The organism is Microvirga sp. GCM10011540, from assembly GCF_042650665.1.
GTDB classification, from domain to species: domain Bacteria; phylum Pseudomonadota; class Alphaproteobacteria; order Rhizobiales; family Beijerinckiaceae; genus Microvirga; species Microvirga lenta.
This window is the reverse complement of the sequence record NZ_JBHSBQ010000145.1, coordinates 241,169-255,831: the sequence shown is the minus strand read 5'-3', so window position 1 is coordinate 255,831 and position 14,663 is coordinate 241,169. Positions and strand designations below refer to the sequence as shown.

Annotated in this window: 11 protein-coding genes; 4 read left to right on the top strand and 7 right to left on the bottom strand. The window is 64.1% G+C overall.

Translation table 11 applies throughout. From position 1 onward, the window contains the following. Positions 1-19: 19 nt before the first annotated feature. Together ACFOYU_RS27075 and ACFOYU_RS27070 are read right to left on the bottom strand one after the other, a co-directional pair. On the bottom strand, positions 20-3,109 hold the full coding sequence (locus tag ACFOYU_RS27075; RefSeq protein ID WP_377035917.1) for an efflux RND transporter permease subunit: 3,090 nt from the start codon (positions 3,107-3,109) through the stop codon (positions 20-22). A gap of 10 nt (positions 3,110-3,119) precedes the next feature. Further along, positions 3,120-4,253 carry an efflux RND transporter periplasmic adaptor subunit gene (locus tag ACFOYU_RS27070; protein ID WP_226739072.1) on the bottom strand — a complete coding sequence of 378 codons (1,134 nt, stop codon included), beginning with the start codon at positions 4,251-4,253 and terminating at the stop codon, positions 3,120-3,122. Between the two features lie 141 nt (positions 4,254-4,394). Here ACFOYU_RS27070 and ACFOYU_RS27065 point away from each other — a divergent pair, with 141 nt between their 5' ends. Continuing rightward, a complete protein-coding gene (locus tag ACFOYU_RS27065) occupies positions 4,395-4,961 on the top strand; it encodes a TetR/AcrR family transcriptional regulator (protein ID WP_226739070.1) in 567 nt (188 codons plus the stop codon). A 13-nt stretch (positions 4,962-4,974) separates the two neighbouring features. On the opposite strand, the gene ACFOYU_RS27060 is transcribed toward ACFOYU_RS27065, so the two are convergent. Next, positions 4,975-6,150 (bottom strand): CaiB/BaiF CoA transferase family protein, encoded by a 1,176-nt coding sequence (locus ACFOYU_RS27060; protein WP_377035916.1) that lies wholly within the window; start codon positions 6,148-6,150, stop codon positions 4,975-4,977. Between the two features lie 18 nt (positions 6,151-6,168). Further along, the gene (locus ACFOYU_RS27055) at positions 6,169-7,365 is read right to left on the bottom strand and encodes an acyl-CoA dehydrogenase (RefSeq protein ID WP_377035915.1); all 1,197 of its coding nucleotides are present in this window, start codon (positions 7,363-7,365) and stop codon (positions 6,169-6,171) included. A gap of 169 nt (positions 7,366-7,534) precedes the next feature. Here ACFOYU_RS27055 and ACFOYU_RS27050 point away from each other — a divergent pair, with 169 nt between their 5' ends. Continuing rightward, the gene (locus ACFOYU_RS27050) at positions 7,535-8,398 is read left to right on the top strand and encodes a LysR family transcriptional regulator (protein WP_377035957.1); all 864 of its coding nucleotides are present in this window, start codon (positions 7,535-7,537) and stop codon (positions 8,396-8,398) included. Here the strand turns inward: ACFOYU_RS27050 and ACFOYU_RS27045 are convergent. The 3 genes from ACFOYU_RS27045 to ACFOYU_RS27035 form a co-directional block, all read right to left on the bottom strand. Continuing rightward, on the bottom strand, positions 8,395-9,582 hold the full coding sequence (locus ACFOYU_RS27045; RefSeq protein WP_226739063.1) for a multidrug effflux MFS transporter: 1,188 nt from the start codon (positions 9,580-9,582) through the stop codon (positions 8,395-8,397). The genes ACFOYU_RS27050 and ACFOYU_RS27045 overlap by 4 nt on opposite strands. 237 nt (positions 9,583-9,819) lie before the next feature. Beyond that, the gene (locus ACFOYU_RS27040; RefSeq protein WP_377035914.1) at positions 9,820-11,475 is read right to left on the bottom strand and encodes an ABC transporter permease; all 1,656 of its coding nucleotides are present in this window, start codon (positions 11,473-11,475) and stop codon (positions 9,820-9,822) included. Further along, complete coding sequence (locus ACFOYU_RS27035; RefSeq protein ID WP_377035913.1) at positions 11,472-12,548, bottom strand: ABC transporter ATP-binding protein; 1,077 nt, start codon at positions 12,546-12,548, stop codon at positions 11,472-11,474. Before ACFOYU_RS27035 ends, ACFOYU_RS27040 begins: the two co-directional genes overlap by 4 nt. A gap of 109 nt (positions 12,549-12,657) precedes the next feature. Here ACFOYU_RS27035 and ACFOYU_RS27030 point away from each other — a divergent pair, with 109 nt between their 5' ends. Then, positions 12,658-13,629, top strand: coding sequence for an extracellular solute-binding protein (locus ACFOYU_RS27030; protein ID WP_226739057.1), 972 nt, complete (start codon positions 12,658-12,660; stop codon positions 13,627-13,629). A 25-nt stretch (positions 13,630-13,654) separates the two neighbouring features. Next, the gene (locus tag ACFOYU_RS27025; RefSeq protein ID WP_377035912.1) at positions 13,655-14,647 is read left to right on the top strand and encodes a hypothetical protein; all 993 of its coding nucleotides are present in this window, start codon (positions 13,655-13,657) and stop codon (positions 14,645-14,647) included. Positions 14,648-14,663 lie beyond the last annotated feature (16 nt).

Below are 14,663 nucleotides of genomic sequence, written 5' to 3'. Positions count from 1 at the left end.
GCATTGCCCGGCCTTTTTCTTATTCGGCTGCGAGAGCGGGGTGTCGGACCTGCGGCTCGCCCGCATGTTCGACCCTCTTCGTCTCCCGCGAGATGAAGGTGTAGAACATCGGCACCACGAAGAGGGTGAAGATCGTTCCGATCGACATGCCCGACGCGATCACAAGGCCCATGGAGAACCGGGCCGCCGCACCCGCGCCGCTGGCATAAAGGAGCGGAGCCACACCGAGCACCATGGCCGCGGTGGTCATGAGGATCGGGCGCAGACGGACGCGTGCCGCCTCCTCGATCGCCTCGCGCCTGCTGACACCGTGCTTCTCCTTCAAGTCGTTGGCGAACTCGACCATCAGGATGCCGTGCTTGGTGATCAGCCCCACCAGGGTGATCAGGCCGACTTCCGTGTAGATGTTCAGGGTCGCCAGGCCGAGATTGAGGAAGATCATCGCGCCGAACATCGAGAGCGGCACCGACATCATGATGATGAAGGGATCCCGGAAGCTCTCGAACTGCGCCGCGAGCACGAGATAGATCACGATGATGGCCAACCCGAACGCCAGCAGGATCGAGCTTCCCTCCTGGACCTCGAGGCGGGACTGACCGGCATAATCCTCATAGAAGCCCTGCGGCATCACCTCCTGGGCGATGGAGCGCAGGACCTGGAGGCCTTCCGACGTCGTCACGCCCGGCAGAGGAAGCGCCGAGAGCGTGGCCGCGTTCAGCTGGTTGAACTGCTCGATGGCCGCAGGCGCCGCATCGGTCTCGATCCGCACCAGAGCGGAAATCGGCACCATGGAGCCGTCGGCCGCGCGCACATAGTACTCTCCCAGGCGCTCCGGATTCAGGCGATCGATCTGACGCACCTGGCTGATGACGTCGTAGCTCCTGTTGTCCCGGTCGAACTTCGAGATCGGTGCACCGCCGACGAGGGCCCCGAGGGTATTGCCGATCTCGCTGACCGGCACGCCGAGTGCCGCCGCCCGGTCGCGGTCGATGATGATCCGCGCGCGGGGCGTCTGATAGGTCACCGAGTTCTGGACCACGATGAACTTTCCGGACTGCATCGCCCGCTGCTTCACCTGCTCCGCGACCTCGTAGGCCTGGGACGGATCGCCGATCGTCCGCAGGACATACTGGATCGGGAGGCCGCCGCCGGCGCCGGGCAGGGACGGCGGAGCGAAGACGAAGGCCTGAACACCTGCGTTCTCGTTCAGGAGGTTCTGAATCTCCTGCTTGGTCTCGGCACCCTTCTTCGTGCGCTCGCTCCACTCCTTGAGCTTGAAGCCCACGAAGCCGCCGCCGCCACCGTCGATGCCGATGATGAGGAAGTTGTCGTCGATCTCCGGAATCTTCTCGGCAGCGTTCGTGAACTGCGCCGCAAAAGCCTGGGTATAGTCCGGCGTGGCGTATTGCGGCACGTTGACGATGCCCAGATAGGCACCCTGGTCCTCCTCCGGAGCGAGTTCGAAGGGGGTCTTGACGAACATGAAGGCCGTCGTCCCGAGGAGCGCCGCCACGATGAGCAGCGTCACGGGCCGGTAATCGAGCGACCCCTTCAGGCGCCGTGCATACCAGTTCTCCACCTTCGTGAAGGTCCGATCCACGAAACCGGCGAAGCCGCGCTGTCCGCCATGGCCGTGAGGCTTCAGGAGCTTCGAGGACATCATGGGCGACAGCGTCACGGCGATGATGCCCGAAATGATCACCGACCCCGCTAGGGTGAAGGCGAATTCCCGGAACAAGGTGCCCGTGAGGCCTTCGGTGAAGCCGATCGGGGCATAGACCGCCGCGAGCGTGATCGTCATCGACACGATCGGAAGGAAGATCTCCTTCATGCCGACAATGGCCGCATCGATGGGCTTCAATCCCTCCTCGATATGGCGGTGGATGTTCTCCAGCACCACAATGGCGTCGTCGACGACGAGGCCGATGGCCAGCACCATGGCGAGCAGGGTGAGCAGGTTGATCGAGTAGCCCAGTGCGTAAAGGACGAAACAGACGCCGACCAGCGACAGCGGGATCGTCACGATCGGGATGAGCACCGAGCGGAAGGACCCGAGGAAGAGCAGGATGACGACGATAACGATGAGCGCCGCCTCGCCGATGGTCTTGAACACCTCCTCGATCGAGGCCGAGATGAAGTTCGACGCATCGTAGACGATCTGAACCGTCATGCCTTTCGGCAGGGTCGGGCGGATCGTGTCGATGGCCTTCGTCACCTCTTCGGCCACGGTCAGCGGGTTGGCGGCCGGCGTCGGCGTGATGCCGATGAAGGTGCCTTCCTTGCCGTTGAAGCTGACCTTGGTGTCCGTGCTCTTGGGCCCGAGCTCGACGTCGGCGACGTCGCTCAAACGCACGACCTGGTCGCCGTTGGAGCGGATCGGGAGCGTGGCGAACGACTCGGGCGTCTGGAACGTCGTCTGCATTTCGAGCGCATAGGCGACGTATTCGTTCTTGGTCTTTCCGGGCGCAGCCAGGAAGTTGCTGGCGCGGATCGCGGCCACCACGTCGCCGGCCGTCACCCCGCGGGCGGCAAGGCGGACCGGGTCGATCCACACCCGCATGGAGAAGTCGCGGCCGCCGAGAATGTCGGCGGAGCCGACGCCTTCCAGGGTCGCGAAGCGGGGCTGCACGACGCGCGTCAGGAACTCCGAGACCTGCTCGGGATTCATCTCCGAACTGGCGAAGGTGATGTACATCAGGGCGAAGGTCTGACCGGTGCCCTTCACGATGACCGGATCCTCGGCGTCGGCCGGCAGCTGAGCGCGCACCTGCTGCACCTTGGAGGTCACCTCGGTCAGCGCCGCGTTCGGATCCGTATTGAGGCGCATGCGCACGGATACGGTGCTCAGGCCGAGGCGGCTCTGCGACGTGACGTAGTCCACGCCCTCGGCGCTCGAGACCGACTTCGCGATGGGCGTGCTGATGAAGCCCTGCATCAGATCGGCGCTCGCACCCGTGTAGGTGGTCGTGATCGTGATCGTGGTTTCCTCGACCTCCGGGTACTGGCGCACCTGCAGGTTCATCAGGCCCTGCGCACCGAGCAACAGGATCAGGAGGCTCACCACCATCGAAAGGACGGGGCGGCGGATGAACAGTTCTGTGAAGCTCATGGCTTTATGCCTATTGTCCGTTCGCGAGCTTGGTCGCGTCGAACTTGGTCACATCGATGGAGTTGTCGATCTTGACGGTCGCTCCCGCCTGAAGCTTGTTCTGCCCCGAGGCGACGACCTGCTGACCGGGCGCGATCCCTGACAGGATTTCGAGAGAGCCTCCACGGCGGCGGCCGGTCTTCACGAAGACCTGCTTGACCACCTGGACCGGCTGACCCGCCTTCTCTTCCTGCTCGATCGTATAGACGTAGTCCCCGTACAGGCTCGTGATGACAGCCGTCTGTGGCACGGTGATGACATCCGGCTCCGGCGGCAGGACCGCTTCCACGTGCAGGAACTGGCCCGGCAGGATCGCGCCGTCCTTGTTCTCCTCGACGAGGGCCTGGACGGCGACGAGCCGTGTCTTGGGATCGACGCGCGGGTCCTTGCCGACGACCTTGCCCACGAAGGGAAGGTCGCCCTCGGTCATGCCCAGTCGAACTTCCTGGCCAAGCTGGATGCTGCTCGCGAGCTGCTCCGGAACGGTGAAGTCGACCTTCATGGACTGAAGGTCCTGGAAGCTGGCAACCGTCGTGCCGGGCTGCACGTACTGCCCGACATCGATGCGGGGAATGCCGATCACGCCGGAAAACGGCGCCTTGAGAGCCTTCTGCTCGATGATCGCCTTGGCGCGCGCTTCCTGCGCACGAGCGGTCGCGAGCTGGGCCTGGGTCTGATCGAAGGTCGCCTCTGCCGCATAGCCGCGGGAGGCCAAGGTCTTGGAACGCTCGAAATTGGCTTCGCTCAGCCTGACCGTCGCCTGCGCATTCGCGAGATCGGCGCGGTCCACCGCATCGTCGATCTGGACCAGAACCTCGCCCTGCTTCACCCGCTGGTTCGGCTTGAAGTTGATCTCCTTGACGAGGCCGCCTGCCTGGACGGCGAGTTCGACGCCGTTCGCGGCCTTGGCCGTACCGATGGCGTTGATGCCCGGCGTCCATGTCTTCGCCTCGACCTTGGCCGCCGACACAACCTGCGCGGGCTGCTGCATGTTGGCGAAGAAGTTCTGGATCATCTTGTCACGGAAGAAGTTGAACCAGATCAAGCCGGCGCAGAGTCCAATCGCGAGGATGAAGACGAGGGAGACTACGATGCGCCGTTTCATGGGACTTTTCCGATATTCCGAAGTCCGGGCCGACCGGACCTATATGTTCATGGAGGCAGGCCCATAGCTCAACTTGCCCTTGACGCCAAGGCCGCGGAACCTTTTATATACCGTCTAGACGGTTCAGTACAAGAGGTGAGAATGTTCGTTTGCGCCCGAGGACGCAAGAGTTCAAGAGAAAAAATTCTCGACGCAGCTGCCGAGCTCGTCACGGAAATCGGCTCAGGGCGCCTGACGCTCGATGCCGTGGCCGAACGGGCCGGCCTCAGTAAAGGCGGACTTCTCTACAATTTTCCTAACAAGGAAGCCCTTCTCCAGGGCATGATCCAGCGGATGATCGACGAAGTCTCCGCGGAGAAGGAGGCACTTCGAAGGCAAGCCGAGCCCGGCCGCAACCTGGAAGCGAGACTCTGCACGGCAGCCATGCTGAAAATGCGCTGCGGCACCATGAAGGACGTGGCGAACGGCATGCTCGCCGCCTCGGCCGAGAACCCACGCCTGCTCGAACCCGTCCGTCAGGTGATCAGGGAAACGCTCGACAATCTGAAATCGACCTCGGACGACCTGGATGCCGCCCTGCTGGGCTGGCTTGCCGTCGAAGGTCTGAACAGTTTGGAGATGCACGATCTCAGCCCACTCTCGGAGGCCGACCGCGAGCGGGTCGTGCAGGCGCTGGAACGCCTCCTGAGCAAGGGCATAGCCGAGTAGGACCTGCGGGTTTTCAGGCGACCCAGGAGGGATCGCTCAGGACCTCGTCCGTGTGCTCTCCCAGGCGGGGCGAGGGACGGCTTGCAGCCATAGGCTGGCCATCGAGCACGATCGGGGACCGTACGGACGGGATCGATCCGGCCTTCGCCGCCGGCGCGGGCAGGTCGATCCGCATGCCGCGGGCGACCACCTGCGGATCGTCGAAGACATCGGCCACCGTGTTGATGGGCCCGGCCGGAACGCCTTGACCCTCGAGAGCGGCCAGCAGGGAGTCCCGGGTCACCTTGAGCGTCAGCTCTGTCAGAACGGGAACCAGTTCGGGGCGATGGTGCACCCGCCCCGCATTGGTCCTGAAGCGCTCGTCCTGCGCCAGATCCGGCCGTCCGAGCACAGAGACGAAGCGGGCGAACTGCCCGTCATTGCCCACGGCGACGATCACATGCCCGTCGGCGACCGGAAAGACCTGATAAGGCACGATGTTGGGGTGGGCATTGCCCATGCGCCGGGGCGATTTGCCCGAAGCGAGATAGTTCATGGCCTGATTCGCCAGGACGCTCGTCTGGACGTCGAGCAGCGCCATGTCGAGATGAGCGCCCGTCCCGGTCTGGTCGCGGCGGCGAAGGGCCGCCAGGACTCCGACCACGGAATAGACGCCGGTAAAGATGTCGGCGAAGGCCACACCGATCTTCTGCGGTTCCCCGTCCGGATCGCCGGTCAGATCCATGATCCCGCCCATGCCCTGGATCATGAAGTCGTAGCCGGCCCGCGCCGCATAGGGGCCGTTCTGGCCGAAGCCCGTGATGGAGCAGTAGACCAGGCGCGGGTTCACGGCCTTGAGGCTCTCGTAGTCGAGGCCGTACTTCTTCAAGCCCCCGACCTTGAAGTTCTCGATGACCACGTCCGCATGGGCCGCAAGCCTGCGAACGAGGTCCTGCCCCTCGGAGGTCTCGAAATCGACCGCGATGGAGCGCTTGCCCCGGTTGCAGGAATGAAAATAGGCCGCGGAAAGGTCGTCTCCGTCGGCGCCTTCGATGAAGGGCGGACCCCAGCCGCGGGTGTCATCTCCCGCGCCGGGCCGCTCCACCTTCACCACGTCGGCGCCGAGATCGGCCAGGAGCTGGCCGACCCAGGGCCCGGCCAGGATCCGGGCGAGCTCCAGGACTTTGAGCCCTTCCAGCGGCTTCGTCATGCGATCGGCCCGCCCTGCTTAAAAGAACGCCTGCAGACCCGTCTGGGCGCGGCCCAGGATGAGGGCGTGCACGTCATGCGTACCCTCATAGGTGTTGACCGTCTCCAGGTTCTGCGCATGGCGCATCACGTGATACTCCTCCTGGATGCCGTTGCCGCCATGCATGTCGCGGGCAACGCGGGCGATCTCCAGGGCCTTGCCGCAATTGTTGCGCTTCACGAGGGAAATCATCTCCGGCGCCAGGCGCCCCTCGTCGAAGAGGCGGCCGACGCGCAGGGACGCATGGAGACCCAGCGTGATCTCGGTCATCATGTCGGCCAGCTTCTTCTGAACCAGCTGGGTGGCCGCCAGCGGCCTGTTGAACTGCTTCCGATCGAGGGTGTATTGCCGGGCCCGGTGCCAGCAATCCTCCGCCGCGCCCATAGCGCCCCAGGAAATGCCGTAGCGCGCCCGGTTGAGGCAGCCGAACGGCCCCCGCAGGCCGGACACGTTCGGCAGAAGCGCATCCTCGCCCACCTCGACGCCGTCCATGACGATCTCGCCCGTGATCGAGGCGCGGAGCGAGAGCTTGCCGCCGATCTTGGGGGCGGAAAGGCCCTTGAGTCCCTTGTCGAGCACGAAGCCCCGGATCTGGTTGTCATGGGCCGCCGACTTGGCCCAGACCACGAACACGTCCGCGATCGGCGAATTCGAGATCCACATCTTGGTGCCGGTCAGACGATAGCCGCCGTCGATCTTCTCCGCACGGGTCTTCATGCCGCCCGGATCGGAGCCCGCATCCGGCTCGGTCAGGCCGAAGCAGCCCACGAACTCGCCCGAGGCGAGCTTGGGCAGATACTTCCGGCGCTGCTCCTCGGAGCCGTAGGCATAGATCGGGTACATCACCAGCGAGGATTGCACGCTCATCATGGAGCGGTAGCCGGAATCGACCCGCTCGACCTCACGCGCGACGAGGCCATAAGCCACGTAGGAGGCGCCGGCGCAGCCGTAATCCTCCGGCAGGGTGACGCCGAGAAGGCCGAGCTCGCCCATTTCGTTGAAGATCTCGCGGTCCGTGCGCTCCTCGCGATACGCCTCGATCACCCGCGGCAGGAGCTTGTCCTGCGCATAGGCCCGGGCAGTGTCCCGGATCATGCGCTCGTCATCGGTCAGGAGATCGTCGAGGAGCAGCGGATCGTCCCACTGGAGTTTTGCCAGGTCTTGAGCGCCAGCCATGATGAGTATCCTTCTCGTGCGTCGCTTCCGGTCGCCGGCCGCGCCGGTCGAACCTGTTGAATTTGGGCGGCAAAATCGCGCTGGACAGCCGGAATGTAAAGCGACATCTTCGAAGCAGGTTATTCTCGAATGGAATGAACTGGTGCTTCGACGCGGCTTCCTTCCCAATATGGGCAACCTCCTCGCCTTCGAAGCGACCGCCCGCCATGGCAGCGTGTCCAGAGCCGCCGAAGAGCTGAATCTGACGCAAAGCGCCGTCTCGCGCCAGATCCAACATTTGGAGGAATCTCTCGGCGTCTCCCTGTTCCGGCGCTCCCGGCAGCGGGTCGTTCTGACCGATGTGGGCCGCATGTATGCCGCCAATGTGCGGGGCATGCTGGCGGAGCTGTCGAACGCCACCCATCAGGCCATCGCCCTTTCGGGAACGCGCGGCGTGCTCAACCTGGCCGTTCTGCCGACCTTCGGAACGCGGTGGCTCATCCCGCGCATGCCGGAATTCTTCGCGCAGCACCCGGACGTGACGGTGAATTTCGGCGTGCGACTCGTGCCGTTCGACTTCGCGGCGGAGCCCTTCGATGCCGCCATCCATTTCGGGCAGCCGCACTGGCCGGGCGCGGTCTGCGAGCATCTCATGAACGAGGAAGCGGTCCCCGTGTGCAGCCCGTCTTACCGCGAGCGGGAGGGCATCCGCTCGCCTCGGGATCTGACCCGCGTCACGCTGCTCCAGCAGAGCACCCGTCCGACCGCCTGGGCCGAGTGGTTCGCCAGCGTCGAGGTCGAGGTCGGCAATCCGTTGCGCGGGCCACGCTTCGAGCAATTCGCCATGGTGGCTCAGGCGGCTGCGGCGGGGCTCGGAGCTGCCCTGATCCCGCATTTCCTCATCGCCGACGAGCTTGCGACCGGCCGCCTGGAAATCCTGTTTCCCCAGCGCCTGCTGAGCAGCGGGGCCTATTATCTGGTCTATCCGGAGCCCAAGGCAGAAGCGGCGCTCGTGCGCTCCTTTCGCGACTGGATCATGAGCAGGACCGCTTAAGGAAAGACCTGAGCCGGCTTCAGGGTTCTGCGGCTCAAGGCGAAGGCCATGAGGCCGCAGGCCGCAATGGCGCCGACCATGGACAGACTGGTGCCGTCGTAGAAGGCGCTCACCAGCACGATCATCACCGCACCGGTGCTGAGCTGCAGCGTCCCCATGAGGGCGGAGGCCGTTCCTGCGATAGGACCGTGATTCTCCAGCGCCAGAACCGCCGTCGACGGGATCACGAAGCCAAGGCAGCCGAAGGACACGAAGAGAAGCCCCCAGAGGACGAAGGCATTGTCCACGCCCCCGACGGTGAGCAGGAACAGGATGAGGGTCAGACAGGCGAAGCCCGTGATGGCGATGCGCACGACGCGCTCGGCCCCGAAACGGCGCATGAAGAAGCTGTTGAACTGCGCGCTGCCGATGAAGGCGATCGCATTGGAGGCGAAGACCAGGCTGTAGCCGGACGGGGTCAGGCCGAAATGCTCGATGAAGATGACGGAGGAGCCGGCCAAGTAGGAGAAGAAGCTGGCCTGGCTCAGGCCGCCGATGAAGGCGAGCCCGAGGAAATGGCGGTCCTTCAGGAGGCTCTTATAGGTGCCGAAGACATGACCGAGGCCGCGCTTGCCCGGATCGGACGTGTGGGTCTCCGGCAGCAGGAAGGCCACGACGAGAAGGCCTCCCAGGCCGATGGCCGCGATGGCCCAGAAGATGATCCGCCAGTTGAAGAACTCCGACAGGGCGCTCCCCGCCAGGGGAGCCAGGATCGGCGAGACGCTGAACACGAGCATGGTCGTGGCCATCAGACGGGCAGCCTCGGCTCCGGTATGCAGGTCGCGAATGATGGCCCGGGGCATGACCATGCTGGCGCAGGCCCCGACGCCCTGCAGGAACCTGAACGCGATGAGCGCCTCGGCGCTCTGGGCGAAAGTGCATCCGATGGCGCCGAGGATGAACAGGCCGAGGCCGAAGAAGAGCGGCGGCTTGCGGCCGACCCTGTCGGAAATCGGCCCGTAGACGACCTGGCACAGGGCCACGGCCACGAAAAAGCTCATCAGGCTCATCTGGACCGCGCTCACATCGACCTGCAGCTCGCGTGCGATGGCCGGAAAGGCAGGCAGATACATGTCGATGGCGAACGGCCCGATGGCCGAGAGCATGCCCAGGACAAGCGCGTTGCGCAGGAAAACCGACTTCATGGAAAGAGACTTCCGTGGCCCCGGCGGGAGGCCGGGATTGAGAAAGATCCTGCGCTCGAAGGGAGCACAGAAACGCGGATACGCGGGAAATGGGGCGCCGAAACGGGCGTCTGCAACTGAAAGGAAGTTGCAGACCATGCTTTTATGCCGCACGGGGCCGAGGTCAAGACAAGAATGGAAAAAGGCGCGCAGCGGGTGCCCGTCGCGCGCCTTCCGGTCCAGGATACCAACCTGCCGTTACAGCAGGGCGCTCTCCTTGCGCCCCGAGAGATGGAAGGCGGCATAGACTGCGGCTACCGTCATGACCAAGAGGATGGTGGAGAGTGCGGAGGCCGTGCCGTATTCCCCGTCCATGACGGAGAGATAGATGCGGACCGGCATCGTGATCGTGCTGCCCACATAGAGCACCAACGAGGAGGAGAGTTCGTTCATGGCCGTCACGAAGCTCATGAGAGCCCCCGCCAGGATGCCGGGCACGATCAGCGGCACGGTCACCTTCATGAAAGCCTTGCCCGGAGAATAGCCCAGGCTCACGGCGGCGTCCTCCAGGTTCGGCCCGACCTGCTTCAGGGCCGCCGAGACGGAGCGGGCCGAATAGGGCAGACGGCGGATATAGATGGCCAGGATGATGATGAGCCCGGTGCCGGTCAGCGCAATGGGCGGGTCGTTGAACCGGGTGATGAAGGCGATGCCCATCACGATGCCCGGCACCACGTAGGGAACCATGAGAATGGCATCAAGACTGCCCGTCGCAAAGCTCGGCCGCCGGGAGATCAGGTAGCCGATGAGGGTTCCCGTGATGACGATGGCGACGACTGCGATCGACGAGAAGATCAGGGTGTTCCAGATCGGTTCCGACACCGTCGAGATGACCTTTTCATAGCTCTGCAGGCTCAGTCCCGGCTGGAACACCGGTCCGCTCGTGCGCCGGAACGAGAACAGCACGACGATGATCGCGGGCAATGCGCCGAAGAGGACGATCCCGTAGGCCAGAACGTGCAATCCCAAGGACTTGAGCCCTGAGACCTGCTGCCGCTCCGGTTTCTTGATCATGTTGCTGTAATAGACGTTCTTGCGCAGCACCCAGCGCTGTCCGAACACGATGATCATCGACAAGGCGATCAGCACGATGCTCAGCGCCGAAGCCATTCCGGGATTTCCGCCGACCTCGCCGCCGTAGAGGTTGAAGGCTTCCGTCGCCAGGACGTTGAAGTCGCGTCCGATGATGCGGGGCGTGCCGAAATCGGCGATGGACAGGACGAAGGTCAGGAGCGCACTCGCCGAGATGGCCGGCAGGATGAGAGGGAAGGTGATGGTGAACAGGCGCTTCATGGGCGAGACGCCCAGGCTCTCCGCAGCCTCCTCGACCGAGCGGTTGATGGCGGCCAGGGCTCCCGAGGTAATCAGGAACACGTGCGGGAAGAACTTGAAGCTGAACACCATGATGACGCCGGCGACGCCATAGAGCGGTGGGATGGAAATGCCGATGGCGGCCAGTGCCTTGCGCACGACGCCGCTGGCGCCGAACAGGACGATCCAGGCATAGGCGCCGATGAAGGGCGGTGAAACGAGCGCGATGACCGCGAGCGTCTGGATGACGGCGCGGCCATAGATGTGGAACCGCGTCGTGACGAAGGCGAGCGTCACGCCGAGGATGAGCGCGCCCGTCATGCCGCCGAAGCCGGCGATCATGGTGTTGCCGATGGCGCGCTGATAGACCCTCGTGGTGAAGATTTCGACGTAGTGGACGAGGGAAAGGGTCCCCGTCTCGTTGTCGATAAGGCTAGCTCTCAGGATGGACGAGAGCGGCCAGATCAGCAGGATGAGAAGAATGGCCCACGCGCCGATAAGCACGAAGGTCCAGATATCGAACCGGAACCGCCTGCTCATCATCCCTGCCCCGCCTCGACCACGTCCCCGTTGGACTTGAAGAGGGCAACCCTGCCGAGGGGCAGCTTCACCTCGATGGGCCGGCCTTCCATCTCGATGAAGTCGCGCTCGGGATCCGCGACCTGCGCGACGATCTCCCCGGCTTCGGTGCTGAGGGTGTAGTGGGCCTCGCGCCCCAGAAAGGTCACCTTGCGCACCTCGCCCTTGAGGGTGATCGCCTCGCCCCGGTGAGGATCTCCCGCAAGCAGGACGTTCTCCGGCCGAATGGCGACCTCGATGGGACCGTCGATTCCTCCGGCAGGGGACGGGATGGACTGGCTGCCGATGCTCAGCCGCCCTCCCTCGATCCGTCCCGGCAGGAAGTTCATGGTGCCCACGAAGGCCGCCGCGAAACGGCGCAAGGGCTTGCGATAGATTTCGAACGGGGTGCCGATCTGCTCCACATTCCCCTTGTTCATCACGCAGATCCGGTCGGACACGGCAAGCGCCTCCTCCTGATCGTGCGTGACGTAGATCGTGGTGATGCCGAGCCGCCTTTGAATGTCGCGGATGTCCTCGCGCAGCTCGATGCGCAGCTTCGCGTCCAGGTTGGAGAGCGGCTCGTCCATGAGAAGGAGGGTCGGGCGGATGGCCATGGCGCGGGCCAGGCCGATGCGCTGCTGCTGACCGCCGGACATCTCGGCCGGCAGGCGGTTCTGGTAACCTTCGAGCCGCACCATGGCGAGGCTCTCGTCGACGCGGGTCTTGATCTCGGATTTCGGCAGCGAGCGGGCTTTCAGGCCGAAGGCGACGTTTTCGGCGACGGTGAGGTGGGGAAAAATCGCGTAGTCCTGAAACACCATGCCGATGTCCCGCTTGTGGGCCGGCTTGTGGTCGATGCGTTCGCCGTTGACGATGATCTCGCCCCGGTCCTGGCTCTGGAAGCCGGCGATCGTCCGAAGCAGGGTGGTCTTTCCGCAACCGCTGGGACCGAGAAGCGTGAAGAACTCTCCCGATGCGATATCGAGGTTGATATTCTCGAGGACCCGCACCTCCCTGTAGCTCTTCGCCAGCCCCTGGATCTTCAAACCCGCCACGCCCCACTCCTTTTGTCGCATAACTACGCCTTATACGGCGCCGACTTTACAAAACCTATAGGGTTCATCAACATGCCGTAGCTTTGCTACCTAATCCGGGGAGGATGGAATGTTGAAAGTCGGTTTGACCGCGGGCGTGCTGCTCGCGTCGTTGAGCGTCGCCGCCATGGCGCAGGACAAGTCGGTCGTCGTCTACACGGCCCACAAGGCGTCGATCGTCGATGCGCTGGTTCCGAAGTTCGAGAAGGAAACCGGCATCAAGGTCGATGTGGTGAAGGCCGGTTCCGGCGACATCATCAAGCGGGTGAAGGCGGAGTCCTCCTCGCCCAAGGCCGACGTGATCTGGAGCATCGGCGGCGAACAGCTCGAGGACAACAAGGACCTTCTGGCGACCTACAAGCCGAAGGACGATGCCGCGCTGCTGCCGAACTACAAGGTCAGCCCGGAATGGATCCCCTATACCGGCATTCTTCTGGTGATGGCGGTCAACAACAAGGAGCTGAAGCCGTCCGAGTATCCCAAGACCTGGGCGGAGCTGGGCGACCCCAAGTGGAAGGGCAAGATCTCCTCGGCCCGCGCCGACAGCTCGGGCTCGTCCTTCCAGCAGCTCGCCACGGTTCTCATCGGCCACGGCGAAAAGGGCTGGGACGTCTACAACAAGATCCTCGGCAATATGACCCTCTCCGACTCGTCCGGGGCCGTTCCGCGCTACGTCAACGACGGTGAGGCGCTCGTGGGCCTGACGCTCGAGGACAATGCCCTCGACTACGTGAAGGGCGGCGGCAATATCGACATCGTCTATCCGGAGGACGGGTCCTCCACGGTGGCGGACGGCGTCGCGCTCGTGAAGGGTGCGCCCCATGCCGAGAACGGCAAGGTCTTCATCGACTGGCTGCTGTCCAAGCCCGTCCAGGAGCAGCTCGTCAACGAAATCGGCCGCCGCTCCGTCCGCAAGGACGTCACCGGATCGGGCCTGAAGCCGATCAGCGAGGTCAAGCTCGTCGACTACGACATCAAGGAAGTGGCTCAGAAGCGGGACGAGTGGATCGCCAAGTGGAAGGCTGCCCTCCAGAACCGCTGATCCGACTGCCGGAAACGAAGCCATCATGCTGATCGAGGCATTCTCCGAGGCGAAGGATCCATCCGCGCCTCACATGAACGAGGACCGCCTCGTGATCCTGCCGGGCCGCGCCTATGCCGTCATCGACGGCGTCACGGACCGGCTGGGAACCCGCTACGATGGAATGCTCGCCGGCCAATATGCGGCGGTGATCGTGAAGGGCGCGCTCGAGCACATGCTGAGCGCGCCCGCCGGCCCGAAGAACGGGCATGAGATCGTCCGGGCGCTCACGGCCCGGATCGAGAGCGCATACAAGGCCCACAACATCCTGGAGAAGGCGCAGTCCGACTGGAACGTGCGCATCTCGGCAGCCCTTGCCCTGGTTCTCGTTCAGGACGAGACACTGGAGGTCGTCCTGGTCGGGGACAGCGGCGTGCGCATCAACGGCGTGCACACCTTTCGCATGGAGAAGGATCTCGACCTGATCACCTCCATCCTGCGCCAGCAGGCATGGCCGGTGATCGGCGAGAGGACGTCCGATCCGGAAAAGCGCGAGCAGATGTCCCGCAGGGTGACATGGCACGGCACCCGTCAACCCCTCGATGCGGTGGCGGACACATTGAACGCCGGAGACATGGCGCTCATCGAACGGCGCGCCATCGAGGCCAATGTGAAGGCGCTGCCCCACGTCCCTCGGCCCGACATCGAGAACCTGGTCCAGGGCGGCATCGTCAACGCCCAGGGCGGGTATCAGAACAATGCCTCCAAGCTGCTGGGCTATCCCTGCCTCGACGGCTTCATGGTCCCCGAGCGCATGATCCAAATCGAAAATCTGCCCCGCGCGGAGGTCGAGACGATCGAGATCTTCTCGGACGGCTATTTCAAGCCCGGGGACGGGTTCGGCGTCGCAGCCTGGGAGAAGGCTTTCGCAGAGGCCGAGCGGGAGGACCCCGCGAAGGTCGTGTTGTATGCCTCGCCCAAGGGATCGATAGGGTCCACCTGGGCCGACGACAGAATCTACCTCGGGGTCCGCTTCTAGCGCCACCGCATGGCAA